Origin of the sequence: Chlorobium sp. KB01, assembly GCF_001975465.1 — a bacterium.
In the GTDB taxonomy this organism is placed as follows: Bacteria; Bacteroidota; Chlorobiia; order Chlorobiales; family Chlorobiaceae; genus Chlorobium.
In genome coordinates this window covers 17,248-34,749 of sequence record NZ_MPJE01000068.1, presented here as the reverse complement: position 1 = coordinate 34,749, position 17,502 = coordinate 17,248, and the positions used below count along the sequence as shown (strand labels likewise).

Annotated in this window: 14 protein-coding genes; 8 read left to right on the top strand and 6 right to left on the bottom strand. The window is 50.5% G+C overall.

Annotation, left to right across the window (positions count from 1 at the left end; all coding sequences use genetic code 11):
- Positions 1-28: 28 nt before the first annotated feature.
- Positions 29-502 (bottom strand): 2-C-methyl-D-erythritol 2,4-cyclodiphosphate synthase, encoded by a 474-nt coding sequence (ispF, locus tag BOO20_RS07400; protein WP_076791800.1) that lies wholly within the window; start codon positions 500-502, stop codon positions 29-31.
- A gap of 225 nt (positions 503-727) precedes the next feature.
- Here ispF and BOO20_RS07395 point away from each other — a divergent pair, with 225 nt between their 5' ends.
- Positions 728-1,825: a DUF4407 domain-containing protein gene (locus tag BOO20_RS07395; RefSeq protein WP_076791798.1), complete on the top strand. Its 1,098-nt coding sequence runs from the start codon at positions 728-730 to the stop codon at positions 1,823-1,825.
- Positions 1,826-1,839: 14 nt separating this feature from the next.
- Here the strand turns inward: BOO20_RS07395 and BOO20_RS07390 are convergent, their stop codons facing one another.
- Positions 1,840-2,784 carry a dihydroorotate dehydrogenase gene (locus BOO20_RS07390; RefSeq protein WP_076791736.1) on the bottom strand — a complete coding sequence of 315 codons (945 nt, stop codon included), beginning with the start codon at positions 2,782-2,784 and terminating at the stop codon, positions 1,840-1,842.
- A 100-nt stretch (positions 2,785-2,884) separates the two neighbouring features.
- The gene (gene glgP, locus BOO20_RS07385; RefSeq protein WP_076791734.1) at positions 2,885-4,996 is read right to left on the bottom strand and encodes an alpha-glucan family phosphorylase; all 2,112 of its coding nucleotides are present in this window, start codon (positions 4,994-4,996) and stop codon (positions 2,885-2,887) included.
- Positions 4,997-5,153: 157 nt separating this feature from the next.
- Between glgP and BOO20_RS07380 the strand changes: the two genes are divergently transcribed.
- A complete protein-coding gene (locus BOO20_RS07380) occupies positions 5,154-6,020 on the top strand; it encodes a metallophosphoesterase (RefSeq protein WP_076791733.1) in 867 nt (288 codons plus the stop codon).
- 59 nt (positions 6,021-6,079) lie between these two features.
- On the opposite strand, the gene BOO20_RS07375 is transcribed toward BOO20_RS07380, so the two are convergent.
- A complete protein-coding gene (locus BOO20_RS07375; RefSeq protein ID WP_076791731.1) occupies positions 6,080-6,550 on the bottom strand; it encodes a rubrerythrin family protein in 471 nt (156 codons plus the stop codon).
- 209 nt (positions 6,551-6,759) lie between these two features.
- On the opposite strand from BOO20_RS07375, the gene BOO20_RS07370 reads away from it, so the two are divergent.
- A complete protein-coding gene (locus BOO20_RS07370) occupies positions 6,760-8,724 on the top strand; it encodes a tetratricopeptide repeat protein (RefSeq protein WP_076791730.1) in 1,965 nt (654 codons plus the stop codon).
- 47 nt (positions 8,725-8,771) lie between these two features.
- On the opposite strand, the gene carB is transcribed toward BOO20_RS07370, so the two are convergent.
- The gene (gene carB / locus BOO20_RS07365; protein ID WP_076791728.1) at positions 8,772-10,628 is read right to left on the bottom strand and encodes a carbamoyl-phosphate synthase large subunit; all 1,857 of its coding nucleotides are present in this window, start codon (positions 10,626-10,628) and stop codon (positions 8,772-8,774) included.
- A gap of 228 nt (positions 10,629-10,856) precedes the next feature.
- On the opposite strand from carB, the gene BOO20_RS07360 reads away from it, so the two are divergent.
- Both BOO20_RS07360 and glyA read left to right on the top strand, forming a co-directional pair.
- On the top strand, positions 10,857-12,098 hold the full coding sequence (locus BOO20_RS07360) for a bifunctional 3,4-dihydroxy-2-butanone-4-phosphate synthase/GTP cyclohydrolase II (protein ID WP_006365451.1): 1,242 nt from the start codon (positions 10,857-10,859) through the stop codon (positions 12,096-12,098).
- 61 nt (positions 12,099-12,159) lie between these two features.
- On the top strand, positions 12,160-13,473 hold the full coding sequence (gene glyA / locus BOO20_RS07355) for a serine hydroxymethyltransferase (protein ID WP_076791726.1): 1,314 nt from the start codon (positions 12,160-12,162) through the stop codon (positions 13,471-13,473).
- A gap of 85 nt (positions 13,474-13,558) precedes the next feature.
- Here the strand turns inward: glyA and dnaG are convergent, their stop codons facing one another.
- Positions 13,559-15,454, bottom strand: a complete 1,896-nt coding sequence (gene dnaG, locus BOO20_RS07350) for a DNA primase (RefSeq protein WP_076791725.1) — start codon at positions 15,452-15,454, stop codon at positions 13,559-13,561.
- 211 nt (positions 15,455-15,665) lie between these two features.
- On the opposite strand from dnaG, the gene BOO20_RS07345 reads away from it, so the two are divergent.
- The 3 genes from BOO20_RS07345 to BOO20_RS07335 are packed head-to-tail and all read left to right on the top strand — an operon-like array spanning position 15,666 to position 17,475.
- On the top strand, positions 15,666-16,415 hold the full coding sequence (locus tag BOO20_RS07345) for a MotA/TolQ/ExbB proton channel family protein (protein ID WP_076791723.1): 750 nt from the start codon (positions 15,666-15,668) through the stop codon (positions 16,413-16,415).
- A complete protein-coding gene (locus BOO20_RS07340; protein ID WP_076791721.1) occupies positions 16,415-16,948 on the top strand; it encodes a biopolymer transporter ExbD in 534 nt (177 codons plus the stop codon). The genes BOO20_RS07345 and BOO20_RS07340 overlap by 1 nt, the downstream gene beginning before the upstream one ends.
- Before the next feature lie 2 nt (positions 16,949-16,950).
- Complete coding sequence (locus BOO20_RS07335) at positions 16,951-17,475, top strand: biopolymer transporter ExbD (protein ID WP_076791720.1); 525 nt, start codon at positions 16,951-16,953, stop codon at positions 17,473-17,475.
- Positions 17,476-17,502 lie beyond the last annotated feature (27 nt).

Below are 17,502 nucleotides of genomic sequence, written 5' to 3'. Positions count from 1 at the left end.
GGAGTCCGGATGCTCAGGAGCAGTGTACTCAGATTTTTTGGATGATGCAGACAGCATGTGCGGCCGCACCCTCTTCGCGTCCGATATAGCCGAGTTTTTCGTTTGTTGTGGCTTTGACCGAGACCGTTCCGATCTCCATATTGAGACATCGTGCAATGTTTTTACGCATGTCGGTGATGTAGGGAGCGATTTTTGGCGCTTCAAGCAGCAGCATGGCATCAACATTGACCGTCCGGTATCCGTTTTTTTCAAGCAGTTTTCCCACATGCTTCAAAAGGATCATGCTGTCGATATCCTTGAATTCCATGCTGGTGTTGGGGAAGTGCAGACCGATATCTCCCAGTGCCGCAGCACCAAGCAGTGCGTCACTGACCGCATGGAGTAAAACATCGGCATCGCTGTGGCCTTCAAGTCCTTTTTCAGCAGCAATTTCAACACCGCCGATAACCAGTTTCCGGCCCTCTGCAAAGGGGTGTACATCAATACCGATTCCAATACGCATGGTCATAGAGAGTTTAAAGGGTTATGTCAGCAGGGTCTAAAGATAGAATAAATCATGAATATTTGGAACAGGGAGGCTTGTTGAGGCGCAGTAAAGCCTGAAAACAGCGTTGATTTCGCCTGATTTGCACTTTTACCGCCCCTTTTCTATGAAATGAATAAGATATTCCGGAAATTTCCGTAACAAGTGGCGCCAGAGAGATCAATGAGCGTGCATATGAGTACCATGACCTTTTCCCGATTACAGCGTTTTTTCTGGATCTGCTCCGGAACTCCGGTTTCAGTGATTGAAAAATATCCGACCGAGCACAGCAAATATATCGGTATCGGGGCAACCATATTTTTTACCGCGTTTTTTGCCGGTCTTTCCGGTGGATACGCACTCTATTTTGTTTTTGCCGGTTCTGCTTTTGCCGGGTTGTGGGCTCTTCTCTTCGGCCTCATCTGGGGGCTGGCAATTTTCAATCTCGACCGGTACATTGTTTCAGGCATCAACAAAAGCTCCAAAGGGCTGAAACAGTTCTACCAGGCATCCCCCCGTCTGATATTTGCCGTACTGATTGCCCTGGTTATTGCCCGACCCCTCGAACTGAAAATATTTGACAAGGAGATCCGCGAGCAGCTTCGTCTTCGTTATCTCTCCGATCAGAGGGAGATGATTGTAAAGGTGCAGGGCTCATTCAGGGAGAAATATGCTCTTGAACTCGGCCAGATTGCTGCCTATCAGAAAGAGTATGACAGTCTGAGCAGCGACGTGAACCGGTTACGGGAGGAGCTGAAAGCTGAGGTGTTCGGTTCCCATACCGCCACGACTTCCGGTGTGGAGGGATATGGTACCTATGCGAGAAACAAGGAGCTTGTTGTGAAGGCCAAACAGACAAGACTTGAATTTCTTGCGGCTCAGCTTGCCGGACTTCAGGAGTATATGAACCGCCAGAAAGCCGCTGAGGGGATCAACGCCCAATCGATACAGAATGAAAAAGAGATGGATCAGGCCATCGCTGTTGCCGGTTTTGCCGACAGAAACTGGGCACTGGGCGAGTTGACCCACTCGGCAAACGATGTGAGCCGCTCTTCGGCAAATGCAGTTACCTTTATCACCCTGCTCTTTATCGCCTTCGAATGTGCGCCGCTCATTGTCAAGCTGCTCTCCGATATCGGACCTTCTGATGTGGATATCAGGGAGTCGGAGTCCAGAATTATTTCGCAGTTGACCAGCAGCACATTTCTGTCACGCACCCGGATTGTCCGCGAGTACCGGACTCCAGGCTCCAAAAAAGGGGGGCGGCGGGCAAAGCGGTATCTCTCCAACAAGAGGTGGTAGAAAGAGAGCGCCGGCTAACCGGTAACAAGACTTCCGCTGTACTCTCTGATGGGTATCGCTCCCGGCGCCGAGAAGTGCTGCTCTATGGCTGCCGCCACCTTTTCGCTGATGTCCGGGTAGACAAAGTTCATGGTGCCGATCTGTACCGCCCGCGCTCCGGTGACGAGGAACTCCATCGCGTCTTCAAATCCGGCAATACCACCCATACCGACCACCGGAATTTTGACGGCATTATAGACCTCCCAAACTTTTGCGAGTGCGATCGGCTTGATAGCCGGTCCGGAGAGCCCTCCGGTGATGTTTTTCAAGAGCGGCTTGCGGGTTTTGTAGTCCACCGCCATGCCGACAACGGTATTGATGAGTGAAACCGAGTCTGCACCGGCCTCTTCTGCAGCAAGGGCGATAGAGCTGATCGAGGTGACATTTGGTGTCAGCTTGATCATAAGGTGACGGTGGGTTATTTTTCGCAGTTCCGAAACGATTTCAAAGGTCGCGTTCGGGCTGACACCCATAATCATGCACTCCCCCTTGACGTTCGGGCATGAAAGATTGATTTCATAGCCGTCAAGTCCATCTACCCGGTCCAGTTTCGAGACAACTTCACCGTACTCATCGATCGAGCGGCCGGCAATATTGACAATAACGGACGTATCAAGGGTTCTGAGAAACGGAACCTTCTCCTCTATGAACCGTTCAATGCCGACATTGGCCAGTCCGATGGCATTGATCATGCCCGAAGGGGTCTCTGCAATCCGTCGAGGGCGGTTGCCTGCCCGGGGTTCAAGGGAGATGGCCTTGGTAACGATGCCGCCTATTGTAGAGAGGTCACAGAGCCGACTGAGCTCTTCGCCGTAGGATACGGTACCCGATGCAAGGAGCACCGGAGATTTCAACTCCAGTCCCCGGCCAAGGGAGACCGATGCGCTTGTGGCCGGCTTGGCGCTACCGTGTTGGCTCATGATGGTCAGTGCTTGTTTCGGCACTCTCCTGAACCGGACTTGATGATGATGGTATCAGTCCGGTTCAGGAAGCGCAGAATGAGTATCGTTTACTTTTATGTTACTTGTTCAGATAGTAGCGGGTTGCGTAATCCCTGACCATTCTGTGGGTGTTGTATTCCGGTGCAATGGTGGCAATGGCGTTCCGGATTTTTTTGATCCACTCGGTCGGAATATTCTCTGCGTTGCGTTTGTAGAATGTCGGGATGATCTGGTTTTCCAGTGTCGAGTACATCTTTTCGGCATCGAAACGGTCCTGTTCCTCATGATTTTCGAAGAATTCACCGTTGCCTATTGCAAAGCCGTTCTCGCCGTTATAGGCTTCAGGCCACCAGCCGTCCAGCACACTGAAATTCAGCCCGCCATGCAGTACGGTTTTCTCGCCCGATGTTCCGCTTGCCTCCATCGGCCTGACCGGGGTGTTCAGCCAGATATCAACGCCGGAAACCATCCGTTTTGCCACACCGAGATTGTAGTTCTCCAGGAAGATAACCTTGCCGGTAAACTGCGGACGGCGCGAATGATGAACAATCTGGCGGATATAGTCCTTTCCTGCGTCATCGTGCGGATGGGCTTTTCCTGCAAAGACGATCTGCAGCGGCATATCCGTATTATTGATGATCCGGTCGAGACGGTCAAGATCACTGAAAATCAGCGGTGCTCGCTTGTACGTCGCAAATCGCCTTGCAAAACCGATGGTCAGCACGTCCGGAGAGAAGGTGTTTTTCGGAGAGCGCATCACGTCATACTCGTTGTAGAAGGTATTGGAGTGCTGGTGAAACAGCTGGTTTGCCAGGTAGCGGTCGATAAAGTCGAACAGATTGCGCTTCAGGCTGTAACGCAGAGACCAGAGTTCGGAATCGGAGACTGTTGCAAGCGCAGCTTCAGCCGCTTCACGTGAAAGGGTCATCTCGTCGATACTGCCGGCATGGTTTTTCCAGAAACTGTCGGTCAAACCGCATGTCCAGCTGCTGGCGTGCACGCCGTTGGTGATATGACCGATCGGCACTTCTGCAACCTCTTTGTCTTTGTAGAGGTGCTGCCACATGGTGCGAGAGACCTCTCCATGCAGTTTTGATACTCCGTTTGCCGCCCTCGACAGATTGAGTGCAAGCACCGTCATGGTGAAGAGTCCGTAGATATTATTCCGGTCTTCGGAGCCAAGCAGCATAAGATCATCGAACGTAATGCCTGTAGTTGCCAGGTACTTGTCGAAAGTGTAGTGCATCATCTCTCTTGAGAATCGGTCATGACCGGCAGGAACAGGTGTGTGCGTAGTGAAGACGCAACGCGAACGGACACTTGCCTTTGCCTCCTCTTGTGTAGCTCCTTTTGCATGCTCCATGGCCAGCAGCTCAAGGGTGAGAAATGCGGAGTGCCCTTCGTTCATGTGATAGACTGCGGGTTTTTCACCAAGCTCTTCAAGCAGCTTGACGCCGCCGATTCCGAGGACGATCTCCTGGTTGATACGCATGTTCTGGTCACCGCCATAGACTCGACAGCAGATATCGCGGTAGTGGGATTCATTCTCCGCAATATTGGTGTCAAGCAGATAGAGTGTTGCCCGGCCGACCTTTAAACGCCATGCCTGTGCAAAAACTTCGCTTTGTGCTATATTAACGGAGATGACAAGATCACTGCCGTCAGCCCGTTTTACTTTTTCTACCGGAAGATGTTCAGGGTGCTGAAGCGGGTAGTCTTCCATCTGCCATCCATCGTGATTGAGGTACTGGCGGAAGTATCCCTCCCTGTAGAACAGGGTGATGCCGATAAAGTTGATGCCAAGGTCACTGGCCGATTTGATGTGATCTCCGGCAAGAACCCCGAGTCCTCCGGAATAGATTCTGACACTTTCATGGATACCGAACTCCGCGCTGAAGTAGGCTACAGGACGCTCAACAAGTTCCGGAGCGTTTTTTGCCGCCCAGGTCTCTTTTTCGTTCATGTAGGCGGTAAAGCGGTCGTGGGCGGCATCTATTTTTTTGCCGAAATCGCCATAACTGCGAGCTTCCAGTTCATCCTGGGAGATATGCCGAAGCAGTTCTACCGGATTGTGGTTGTTCCGTTCCCAGAGCAGAGGAGAGAGCTCCTCAAAAATCTGTTTTGCTTCTGTATCCCAGGACCACCAGAGATTTCTTGTGAGTTCGTTAAGAGAGACTATTTTTTTTTGCATAATGGATTATGAAATGCTTTGCTTTGCTGCAGCAGGTTGAATGAGAGGCAGAATCTTACAGCATTAAGAGACTTTTGCGGCTTTTGACGTTTGCCCTTGTGAATGAAAATATGGCTCAATTTACTGTTTTAGAATAAAAAACCGCAAACATAACGATTTGAATACAGGAGAGGTGAAAATAGCGCACCTGTCGGACCTTCATGTTTCCGGCAGAAAGGACCACCGCCAGCTCGAAGATCTTGATCGTATGCTCGATCATCTCAACACCGCAGGCTTTGATCATCTGGTCATTTCCGGGGACCTCAGCAATACAGCAAATTCCGGTGACTGGGGGGTGGTGAAAGAGAAACTGGAGAAGCATGGTCGCTACCATTGGGAGAAGACCACCGTTATTGCCGGTAATCATGATTTGATCAATCTTGAAGAGGAGATGCGTTTTTATAACGCACTGAATCCCTTGCCGCTTCTCAGAAAAAAAGCATTTGATCGCAAGCTCGCTGATTTTTGCCGGTATTTCCGGGAGTTGATTACCGGAGAAGAGGGTGGCTCTCCGATCTATCCGTTTGTCAAGATCATCAACTATCCTTCCGTGAGAATTGCCATTACCGCATTCAATTCAGTGTTCCCCTGGTATCCGGCTGATAATCCTTTAGGGGCGAGAGGTGAAGTTGATCAGAAGCAGCTTGATGCATTTTCCTCGGAGAGCCTGCTATCCACGCTCCGGGAGTGTTTTGTGATCGGGCTCTGCCATCATGCCTACAGGGTATACGGGACCGATTCGCTGATTGATCAGGCTTTTGACTGGACCATGGAGCTGAAAAACCGGGAAGCGTTTCTCGATCTGATGATTTCCCTGCATGCAAGAGTGGTGCTGCACGGCCATTTTCACCGTTTTCAGTCCTATGTGGTTAAAGATCTGACCTTTATTAACGGGGGAAGTTTTCGCATCATTCCAAAGCAGTACAGTGAGCTGATCGTGGACGGGAATGGGGGATTCACTCAGCGTTTTATCATGCTGCCGTGACACCTATCTCAACGATTCCGGACTCTGCTGCCGTTCCCGGAGATTCGCAATTACTGTGATCAGCCTATCCGGTTTGTCTTCATGTAGTCGCGGATTCTTTCGGCATGATCGCGATCCTCCTGGTTGAGCTGCTTGAAAATATTTGAGGAGTAGGAGTGTGTCGGGCTGTCGAGAAAGTGCTGAAAATGGGACTCTCCTGCGGCCAGTTCAATGTCAAGTGCGGCCTGAAATGCAGCCTTTCTTGAAGGCGGTACGGCCGAATAGGCTGCTATGAGAGCTGAAATTTTTTCGTTGGTATCAATAAGGGACTGAAGGTCTTTGGAGAGCAGATTGTCAGGAAAGAATTCCATCGGCTGAGGCTGCTTTTTTTCCTGTTGAAGCAGTGATGCGTGCCCTCTCTCCTCCATGGCGAGCTGCCACCAGAAATCCTCGTCTTCGGAGAGCTGATCATGCAACAGCGTGTAGAGTTTTGCAAGGCTCAGCTCAAGTTTTATGGACTCGTCAAGGTGCTGCAGAAGTGTGGCAGGCATGGGTAAAAACGTTTGGTATTGATTTTAGTGCAGGCGAACTGCTGCTCTGGCATAGGAACAATCTTTTTAAACCTAAATATAACCGAGATATTTTTTCCTTCAGGCCATTATTTTCCTGTAGCGGGAAAAAGTTCTCGGCTTACATGATTTTTTTTAGTGCTTGTGCTTGCCATTGATGAACACGATTAAACCGGAAAACGTTTGCCGTAATGGAAGCAGAATTTGACAGAGCCTGTGCTCTCCACATGCAGGGCCGTTTTGAGGATGCATTTGCGCTTTACCAGAGTGTACTGAGTCGGGATCCCCTTCATTTCGATGCGTTGCATCTCTCGGGAGTAATTGCCGCCCAGACCGGTGACCTCCTTCGGGCAGCAGAGTTGATCAAACGGGCATTGGAAATAGATCCCCGGCATATCAATGCCTTGAACAACCTCGGCTATGTGCTCAGGGGGCTTGGTCGCATGGAATCGGCGATCGAACTGCATGACAGGGCACTTCTGATCGAACCTGCACATGCAGATCACTGGTATAACCGCGCTCTTGCCCTCCATGATCTCGCCCGCTTTGAAGAGGCTGTCGGGAGCTTCCGGAAGGCACTCTCCCTGAAGCCGGACTTCGCTGATGCATGGAATATGCTCGGGGCGGCTCTCAATGCTCTGAAGCGTCATGAGGAAGCTCTGGAGTGTTATGAGCGGTCGATTGCACTGAACCCGTCAACTGCTGCTGCCCATAACAACAGGGGGGTTGCCTTGAACGATCTCGAACGGTTTGCCGAAGGGCTGAGAAGCTGTGAGCAGGCTCTTGCTCTGCATGCAGGGGATGTTCCCGCCTGGAATAACAGGGCAATCTCCCTGATGGGCCTTGATCGTCACGAGGAGGCACTTGCAAGTTGCATGAAGGCGATCCAGCTTGAGCAGGGGAGTGCTGAAGCCTGGACGCTTCTTGGCGTGGCGTTGAACAATCTGAAGCGCTACGGGGAGGCGATTGAAGCTCATGAACGTGCTTTGCGGTTGAAGCCCGGAAATGCAAAGGTATACAACAATTTGTCGGTGGCGTTGAATGGCCTGAACCGTTTCCCGGAGGCTCTTTCAAGCTGCACGAAAGCTATTGCACTGAATCCGGACTACAGCGGGGCGTATATCAACAGCGGTAACGCACTGAACGGGCTTGGACGCTATAACGAAGCCGTTGCATGCTATAGCATGGCATTTGAAAAAGAGCCTGATAGTATTGATGCTTGCTGGAACATCGGTTTCAATCAGCTTCTTGTCGGTAATTTCCGGGAGGGGTGGCAGAACTATGAGTGGCGCTGGAAAAAGAGAGAGATGAAGGGCTATGTCCGGAAGTTTTCTCAGCCCGAATGGAATGGAAAGGATGCACTGGATGGCCGAACCATTCTGCTCTACAGTGAGCAGGGGCTTGGCGATACGATCCAGTTCTGCCGCTATGCAGGAGTTGTCAGGGATAGGGGGGCAACGGTCACGCTTCAGGTGCAGGATGCACTTGCACCGCTGTTAGCAGGCACTCTTGAAGGGGTAACGATTATCAGTGAAGAAGCGGAAGTTCCATCCTTTGATCTCCATCTCTCACTCATGAGTCTCCCAGGGGTTTTTTGTACGGTGGAGGAAACTATTCCTGCCGATAAAAATGGTTACATCAGGGCGGATGCAGCAAAGGTGAGGATTTGGAGGGAGAGGCTTGGAATTCCGTCAAAGCCCAGGGTCGGTGTGGTATGGAGTGGCAGCACGACCCACGGCAATGATCATAACCGGAGCATTCCGCTCTCTGAATTCGTCAGCCTGCTGCCGGAAGAATTCGACTATATAGGCCTCCAGAAAGAGGTGCGCGAGAGTGATATGGAGGTACTGCGGGAGCATTCCGGAATAGTGCTATTTGGTGAACAGCTTGCTGATTTTACTGATACAGCGGCTCTCTGTGAGCTGGTCGATCTGGTGGTGAGTGTTGATACAAGTGTGGCGCATCTGGCAGGAGCGATGGGCCGACCGGTCTGGATCCTTCTGCCGTTCAATCCCGACTGGCGATGGCTGCTTAAGCGAGATGACAGCCCGTGGTACCCCACCGCCCGTCTTTTCCGCCAGGAGTCGCCCGGTGAATGGGCGCGTGTGATGGTTTCGGTCAGGGAGGCGCTGCTTGAAAGATTTTCCGGATTCTGAAACAAAAAAGCCCGCGATGTGCGGGCTTCTTTGCGTATAACGTGGAGTTACTTGTTGCGGTAGGCGGCGTACTCCTGGAGGCTTTTGACGCCGAACTCCTGATGGCGGATACAGTCTATCGCCTGTACCGATGCTTCGGCTGCCTCAATGGTTGTGACAAACGGAACATTGTTCAGCACTGATGCAGCGCCGATCGCCTCCTCATCATGCAGCGCTTTTTCGCCTCTCGGCGTGTTGATGACAAAGTTGATCTTGCCGTGCTTGATAATGTCGAAGATGTTCGGTCGTCCCTCTTCTCCCACCTTGAACACCTTTTTGCACTCAATGCCATTCTCTCTCAGGAAGCTGTAGGTTCCGGCAGTGGCAACAAGATCGAAATCCATGCGGTAGAGCGCTTTGGCAATAGCGATGATCCTCTGGTTTTTATCCTGGTCATTGACGCTGATGAAGACTGCTCCGGAGAGGGGGAGGTGCATGTTTGCCGCCTGATAGGCCTTTGCAAAGGCTTCAGGGAAGTTGTCAGCAAGGCTCATGGCTTCACCGGTTGAACGCATTTCAGGGCCGAGATAAACCCCTGATTTCGCAAACTTTGAGAATGGAAAAACCGGCTCCTTGATCGAGATGTGGGTCATACCGAGTTCATCGCAATCTTTCAGGTCATACTCCTGTCGCAGATCGCTGAGCTTTTCTCCGAGCATGACGCGGGTGGCAATTTTTACAACCGGAATGGCGGTAGCCTTGCCGACAAAAGGAACCGTACGGCTTGCTCTCGGATTTACTTCAATGACATAGACACTCTCATTCTGAACAGCATACTGAATGTTCATCAGTCCCACAACCTTGAGGTTTTTGGCAAGGGTGCGGGTATATCCCTTCATGGTCTCTATGGCCTTCGGGCTGATATTGTGATAGGGGAGAATCGAGGTGGAGTCACCGCTGTGTATGCCGGCCGCTTCAACATGCTGCATGATGCCGCTGATGACGCAGTCCGAGCTGTCGGCAATGGCATCTATGTCGAACTCAACCGCTGTTTCCAGAAAACGGTCGATCAGGAGCGGATATTTTTCGGAAATGAAGAGCGCCTGATCGATATACTCCTTGAGCGAGTCGTCATTGTAGACAATCTTCATTGCCCGTCCGCCGAGAACGTAACTCGGGCGAACGAGAGCAGGGTAGCCTATTCTGCGGGTAATCTCCTTTGCTTCCTCAAAACTGATGGCCGTGCCGTATTCCGGATGGGGAATCTCAAGCTCTTCGAGGAGTGCGCCGAATTTTTTGCGGTCTTCAGCAAGGTCTATCCCTTTTGAAGAGGTTCCGAGAATGGTTACACCGGCTTCATGCAGCTTGGTCGAGAGTTTGAGGGGTGTCTGGCCGCCAAAGCTCACAATAACGCCGAGCGGCTGTTCATGCTCTATGATACGGATGGTATCTTCAAAGGTGAGGGGCTCAAAGTAGAGTTTATCGGCAATATCGTAATCTGTTGAAACGGTTTCAGGGTTACAGTTCACCATGATGGTCTCATAACCGGCCTCCCTGAGAGCAAAAACAGCCTGGACACAACAGTAGTCAAACTCGATACCCTGGCCGATCCGGTTTGGGCCGCCTCCGAGGATGATGACTTTCTTCCTGTCAGAGGAGATTGATTCGTTTTCCTCCTCGTAGGTTGAGTAGTGGTAGGGTGTTTTTGCATCGAATTCAGCCGCGCAGGTATCGACGGTTTTGAAGACGGATTCAACATGGTAATGTTTTCTGAGAGCCCGGATTGCGGGTTCGGAACTGTTGAAGATATTGGCAAGTTGAAAATCGGAAAAGCCGTGCTGTTTTGCTTTCAGAAGCTGCTCTTTCGGGAATTTGCGGGAAAGGTCAGTAACCTCCTGCGGCAGGTCGGAAGCTTGAGTGGTCATGCAGTCTCAGTAGTTTTGAAAAGCTTCAGGATTCGACAGTGTAAAGGTAACAATTCACCTCTTTATATAAAAACCGGTGCATTATACAAAAATGCCCATGCTTCTCAAAGCCGCCCGTTTGAGGTTCCTTCGCTTCTTTTTCTGCGGCCTGAAAATGGAACGGGAATTTTTTTACATTACAATGTTTTCGTGTAATATCTGCTTTCGAAAAACGGTGTAACAAAACGTATGGATAAGTCGAATTTTGACTCAATCGAAGCTGCTCTTGAGGATATCCGCCAGGGTAAACTGGTGATTGTTATTGATGACGAGGATCGTGAGGACGAAGGCGATTTTATTGCCGCGGCTGATCTGGTGACCACCGAGATGGTCAATTTTATCACCAGAGAGGCGCGGGGCCTGCTTTGCGTGGCCATAACCATGGCGAGGGCAAAGGAGCTGCAGCTTGATCCGATGGTTCAGAGAAATACCTCCCAGCACGAAACCAATTTTACCGTCTCTGTCGATGCCATTGCCGAAGGTGTGACGACCGGTATTTCGGTTTTTGACCGGGCAACAACCATCAAAATGCTTGGAGATCCATCCTCGAGTGCCGATGATTTTTCCCGTCCCGGCCATATTTTCCCCCTCCGTGCCATGGATGGCGGAGTGCTTCGCCGGGTAGGTCATACCGAAGCCGCCGTTGATCTTGCCCGTCTTGCCGGGTGCAGCCCTGTCGGTCTGCTTTGTGAAATCCTGCATGAAGATGGCAGCATGGCGCGGCTTCCCGAGCTGATCAAACTGAAGAAAAAATTCGGGCTGAAACTTATTACCATCAAAGAGCTTGTTGCCTATCAGATGCAGCGCAACAAGCTGGTGAACCGGGCGGTAGAATCAAGACTTCCGACAGCATACGGCGAGTTCAGGCTGATCGCCTATGAAACGTTTGCCGACCAGCAGAACCATATGGCGATTGTGAAAGGGGATATCACCAGTGACGAACCGGTGCTGGTCAGGGTTCATTCGCAGTGCGCTACCGGTGATACCTTTGCCTCTCTTCGCTGCGATTGCGGCAACCAGCTTGCCTCGGCCCTTTCCAAGATTGAAAAGGAGGGTCGCGGTGTACTGATCTATCTGATGCAGGAGGGTCGGGGTATCGGTCTTATCAATAAACTCAAAGCCTATAATCTTCAGGATGAGGGGTTTGATACCGTCGAAGCCAATGAGAAGCTCGGTTTCAAGGCTGATCTGCGCGACTATGGTATCGGAGCCCAGATTCTGAAGGATCTTGGTGTCAGGAAAATGAAGCTCATGACCAACAATCCCAAAAAAGTGGTTGGTCTTGAAGGGTACGGTCTGGAAATTGTCGAACGTATTCCGCTTGAAATCGCTCCGAATCCCATGAATCAGAGCTATCTGGATACCAAGCGTGACAAGCTCGGTCATATGATCGGATGTTCATGCGGCTCCGAGGGGCGTACGAACCGCTGAGAGAAGAGAGAGAACAAAATCACAACAAGTAAACTTCCATAAGGAAAAGGAACGACTCGCGATGGATACCGACATCCTTCAACTGCAGGATAGAGAGGTCTTTGAAGCTATAGCCAATGAGACGACCCGGCAGACTGAAACACTTGAACTCATTGCTTCGGAAAATTTTACCAGCCGTGCCGTCATGCAGGCATGCGGCTCGGTAATGACCAATAAATATGCCGAAGGGTACCCCGGCAAGCGCTACTATGGCGGATGCGAATTTGTTGATGTTGCCGAAAATCTCGCCCGCGACCGGGCTAAAAAGCTCTTTAAATGTGACTATGTCAATGTACAGCCTCATTCCGGTTCAAGCGCCAACATGGCGGTTCTTTTTTCAGTACTGAAGCCCGGCGACACCATCATGGGGCTCGACCTCTCGCATGGGGGCCATCTCACGCACGGCAGCTCGGTCAACTTTTCTGGCCAGATGTATGATGCCCACTCCTATGGTGTGGATCGCGAGAGCGGCTTGATTGATATGAACAGGGTTGAGGAGCTTGCCCTCAAGGTCAGACCTAAACTGATTATTGCCGGAGCCAGCGCCTATTCGCAGGGGTTTGATCTGAAGGCGTTCAGGGCGATTGCCGACAAGGTCGGAGCTTTTCTGATGGCCGATATCGCTCATCCTGCCGGACTCATTGCCGCAGGTCTCCTGGGTGATCCCATGCCGCACTGTCATTTTGTGACCACTACGACGCATAAAACCCTTCGAGGACCCAGAGGCGGTATGATCATGATGGGCAGTGATTTCGAGAATCCCATGGGAATTACCATCAAAACCAAAACCGGCTCGCGCGTGAAAATGATGTCCGAAGTGATGGATGCAGAGGTTATGCCCGGTATCCAGGGCGGCCCGCTTATGCATGTCATTGCCGGCAAGGCTGTAGCGTTCGGTGAGGCACTGAAGCCGGAGTTCAGGGAGTATGCCATTCAGGTCAGAAAGAATGCTGCTGCGATGGCGGAGAAGTTCACCTCACTCGGTTATAACATTGTCAGCGGCGGTACCAAAAACCACCTCATGCTGCTTGACTTGCGCAACAAGAACGTTACCGGCAAGGTTGCCGAGAACCTGCTGCACGATGCCGGTATTACGGTCAACAAGAATATGGTTCCTTTTGATGACAAGTCACCCTTTGTCACCAGCGGCATCCGTATCGGTACACCGGCCATGACGACCAGAGGCATGGTTGAAGCGGACAGTATCGCTGTCGCTGAACTGATTGACCGGGTTATTACTGAGGCTGAAAAGCCTGAAGTGGCGAAGGTCTGTCAGGGTGTCAGAGAGGAGATCAAGGCACTCTGCCTTCGCAACCCGCTTGTGGGCTATGTGTAAAAACCTCCTGTGCCTGTTTATCTGTTTCAAAGCCCGTCAAAACCATCTGACGGGCTTTTTTTTGTTAGCATAGAGAAGGCGTGGCTCAGAGGTTCCTGACAATGTTGTCGATCATGGTTTTCAACTCTTTCGTGGTTTTTCCGATTTTATTATCCATTGCCACCTTCTCCATCAAGAGCTCTTTTTCCTTCTCGGTATTGTTCTCTATCCGGATTTTTTCCGTAATGGCGGTTTTCTGACGGATCAGCGGCTCAAGAATAAGGTTTTTGAATGCATCAAGAAACATGGCCAGGCACCGTTTGGCGCTTTCAGCATGGACATCGGAGAGCTCGTGCCATTTATTGCTCACCGGCTGGTCCATCATCAGTCCTGAAGCAAGATCTCTCGACTCGGGAGTGCTGAACTGACTGATCTCGGATGCGATGTCGATCCGCTCTTCCGGATTCCCTTCGATATCGTGGTAGCGGCGGATCATATGGGTGAAGATCTGCTGTGCAGCCGGATGTGAAAGCTCAAGCATCTCTTCATGAGAAGCGGCAAATTCAAGAACCGCATTGCCGTATCCGGTGCTTTCAAGCAATGCTTTTAAAAAAGTTTTTTCAAGCACGGAGAGCTCTTTATTCACCTTTTTCGGTACGGTTACCTCTGTTCGCCGCTCTTGTGAAACGCTTTTTTTCCCTTCCGCCTCAAGTTGCTTTCCGAGCAGTTCAAGGAGTGCCGAGTGACTGATGGAGAGTTTTTCTGCCAGCTCCTGAAGGTAGAGCTCCTGCTGTATACGGTCGGGAATCAGCGCTATCGTATGCACCATTGAGCGTATGGACCTTGATTTTTCCTCCGGTTGTTCGAAGTCGCCGGATTCCGAGAAAAAACGGATTTGAAACTCCAGAAATTGGAGTTTTTCCGATTCAGTAAATTGCAGGAACTTTTCCCGCCCTTCCCGGCGAATAAAACTGTCGGGATCGTCTCCCGAAGGAAGCATGACAACAAAGGGGGTGATGCCCTCTGCAAGAAGGGTTTCGATACCCGTTATCATGGACTTCAGGCCTGCAGGATCAGCATCATAGATAAAGAGTACCCGTCGGGTGTAGCGTTGCAGGATTTTCGCCTGATAGCGTGTCAGTGAGGTGCCGCATGAAGCGACAGTATTGGTTATACCGGCCTGGTGAAGGGCAAGCACATCCATATAGCCTTCAACAAGGATGGCACTCTCCATCCGGCGGATCTCGTTTTTGGCGGCGTGAAGACCATAGAGCAGTTTTGACTTTTCAAACAGCGCACTCTCCGGAGAGTTCAGGTATTTTGGCGCATGCGGGTCATTGCCGAGCGTGCGTCCGCCGAAACCGACAACCTGCCCTCCAACCGAAAAGACCGGAAAAATCACCCGGTTACGGAAGGTGTCATACCAGGAGTTTCTCTGCTTGTTGTGGGTTATAAGTCCGAGATCAACCAGGTGCTCCTGGGGAATTGCCGAACGTTTGGCTGCGTTGAAGAGATGCTCCCAGGATTCAGGCGCATAACCGAGGCCGAAGCTCCGGATGGTTTTTTCCGAAAGCCCTCTCTCTGTTCCGAGATAGGCAGAGGCGGTTTTTCCTTCACTGCCCTGAAGCGTCTGATGAAAAAACTTTGCCGCCCAGCGGAGTGTTTCAGTCCGGCTCTCTTCTCCCGGCTTTTCACGCTCTTTTTTTTCGGTAAATCGGCTGATATCCACCCCGGCTCGCTTGGCAACCAGTTCGACCGCTTCAGGAAATGAGACTTTTTCCATCTCCATGATGAAGGAGAAGACATTGCCGCCCTTGCCGGTTGAAAAACATTTGTAGATCTGTTTTTCGGGTGAAACCACAAAAGAGGGGGTTTTCTCCCTGGTAAAAGGGGAGAGGGCCTTGTAGTTTCTTCCCGAAGGCTGAAGGGTCAGGTAATCGGAGATAATATCGACAATGTCTGCAGCCTGACGGACATCATCAATGGCTGTATGAGGGATCATCTATCGGTACCCGGTTATAAAAATTATTGCTGGAATACGTCTATTTCTCTTTTCCGGATCGATTAGTATTTAAAAATCGCAAGCTTATTTACTAAATTCAGCTCTACTGTAGTAGATTTTTTGCGTCGATTTCCACCACAGTATAGCAAATTACAGAGTGGTTTATCACACCGGTGTTATTTGCCGGAGAGACAAAAATAAAAAACAGTCTATGAAACAGGGTTTATTTACGGGTTTACTTATTGTCGTAACCTACTTGGTTTCTTTAGGGTTTTATGTCTGGATGGGCACGAACCCTCCTGAGTCGATGTTTCATGCCGTATGGAAGGGCGGACCGGTTGTATCGGTGCTTATGGCGCTTATTCTTATGGTTATTGCCTACGTTGTAGAACGGATTATTGCGCTCAACAAGGCTTCCGGAAAAGGCAATATTCCCGAGTTTGTGCATCTGCTTAAACAGGATATTGACAACGGGGATATTGATCAGGCAATTCTGAAATGTGATGATCATCAAAGCTCACTGGCTGCGGTGCTTCGTTCAGTGCTTGAGCGCTATAAAAAACTTGCCCTGTTCAATGTGACTGATCGGGAGAAAAAGATCAGCGAGATGGAGAAGGCTGTGGAGGAGGCTACGATTATGGAGATGCCGCTTCTGGAGAAAAATCTTGTCGCGATCTCCACGATTGCATCGATTTCCACCATGGTCGGACTTCTTGGAACAACGCTTGGCATGATTCGCGCCTTTGCCGCCATGGCTACAAGCGGCGCTCCTGATGCGGTTCAGCTCTCTCTTGGTATCTCCGAGGCTCTCTTCAATACCGCGCTTGGTATTTGCGGCGGTATCATGGGTATTGTGGCCTACAATATCTTTACCAGCAGGGTGGATCGTTTCAACTATACGATTGATGAAGCGGCCTTTTATATCATTCATACTCTCGGAACCGGAAAATCGGATAACTGATGTCGAGAATCAAGGCTAAACGGGTTGGTTTTCGACTTGATATGACGCCGATGGTGGATGTTGCGTTTCTCCTCCTGACGTTTTTTATGCTGACAACCAAATTCCGTCCTCCGGAAGTTGTCCGGATTGACCTCCCCTCATCTCATTCGGATCTGAAGCTTCCCGAGTCGGATGTGCTGACCGTGACGGTGAGCGGAGATAATACCTTTTTTATGGGGGTCTCATCCCAGCAGTCGAGGGAGAAAATTTTCAACTCCGTTGTGAAGCAGAAGCTGATAGCTGCAAAGTTTTCATCAGCGGCTGTACAGGATTCACTGAAACAGTTCAAACTTGCCGACAGCTTTCCTGTCGAGCGCGATGAACTTGACCGGTTTGTGGTTATGGCACGTTTTGCCGACCAGAAACTTCGACCGGTTGTCCGGGCGGATTCAGATGCAAGTTTTGATGCGGTAAACCAGGTGATCAAGGTTTATAAAAAGGCAAATCTTTTGACCTTCAATCTGGTTACGGTATTTGAAAAGGAGGGCCGCTGACAATGGGTGTTGTTGATTCTCCAAATGGCCGCAGGGGTCCCGGTAAAAAGAAGCGGCATTCAAAACGAATAGGGTTTCATCTCGATATGACCCCGATGGTGGACGTGGCGTTTCTGCTGTTGACTTTTTTCATGCTGACAACGACTTTTTCGAAATCAAATACGATGGAGATCAACCTTCCTCCGGAAATGACCGAAGTGAAGGTTGCCGAAAATAATGTCATGACACTCAGAATTGCTGATGACTCCATGGCATACTGTTCTCTGGGCAATGAGGCTCCCCGGCGTATTCCCCTTTACGATACCCAGGACACCCATCGGCATGTACTGAGCACGCCGTTGCGTCAACTGATCAAACAGCAGGCGAAAGCCAACGAGAAGACGGTCATTGTCGTTAAAATCAGTGACAAGGCGAAGTATCAACAGCTTGTTGATATTATCGATGAGCTGAACCTTATGAAAATAGACCGGTTCAGTCTTGATGACTTTACCGAGCAGGATGCGCTGGAAATCAAAAGAGCGGTTTAAGCGAGTAATCAGCAAAGGAGTTCATTC

Coding starts and splice junctions, on each gene's coding strand:
- ispF (WP_076791800.1), bottom strand. CDS start 502: ATGCGTATTGGAATCGGTATTGATGTACACCCCTTTGCAGAGGGCCGG.
- BOO20_RS07395 (WP_076791798.1), top strand. CDS start 728: ATGACCTTTTCCCGATTACAGCGTTTTTTCTGGATCTGCTCCGGAACT.
- BOO20_RS07390 (WP_076791736.1), bottom strand. CDS start 2,784: ATGAGCCAACACGGTAGCGCCAAGCCGGCCACAAGCGCATCGGTCTCC.
- glgP (WP_076791734.1), bottom strand. CDS start 4,996: ATGCAAAAAAAAATAGTCTCTCTTAACGAACTCACAAGAAATCTCTGG.
- BOO20_RS07375 (WP_076791731.1), bottom strand. CDS start 6,550: ATGCCTGCCACACTTCTGCAGCACCTTGACGAGTCCATAAAACTTGAG.
- BOO20_RS07370 (WP_076791730.1), top strand. CDS start 6,760: ATGGAAGCAGAATTTGACAGAGCCTGTGCTCTCCACATGCAGGGCCGT.
- carB (WP_076791728.1), bottom strand. CDS start 10,628: ATGACCACTCAAGCTTCCGACCTGCCGCAGGAGGTTACTGACCTTTCC.
- BOO20_RS07360 (WP_006365451.1), top strand. CDS start 10,857: ATGGATAAGTCGAATTTTGACTCAATCGAAGCTGCTCTTGAGGATATC.
- glyA (WP_076791726.1), top strand. CDS start 12,160: ATGGATACCGACATCCTTCAACTGCAGGATAGAGAGGTCTTTGAAGCT.
- dnaG (WP_076791725.1), bottom strand. CDS start 15,454: ATGATCCCTCATACAGCCATTGATGATGTCCGTCAGGCTGCAGACATT.
- BOO20_RS07345 (WP_076791723.1), top strand. CDS start 15,666: ATGAAACAGGGTTTATTTACGGGTTTACTTATTGTCGTAACCTACTTG.
- BOO20_RS07340 (WP_076791721.1), top strand. CDS start 16,415: ATGTCGAGAATCAAGGCTAAACGGGTTGGTTTTCGACTTGATATGACG.
- BOO20_RS07335 (WP_076791720.1), top strand. CDS start 16,951: ATGGGTGTTGTTGATTCTCCAAATGGCCGCAGGGGTCCCGGTAAAAAG.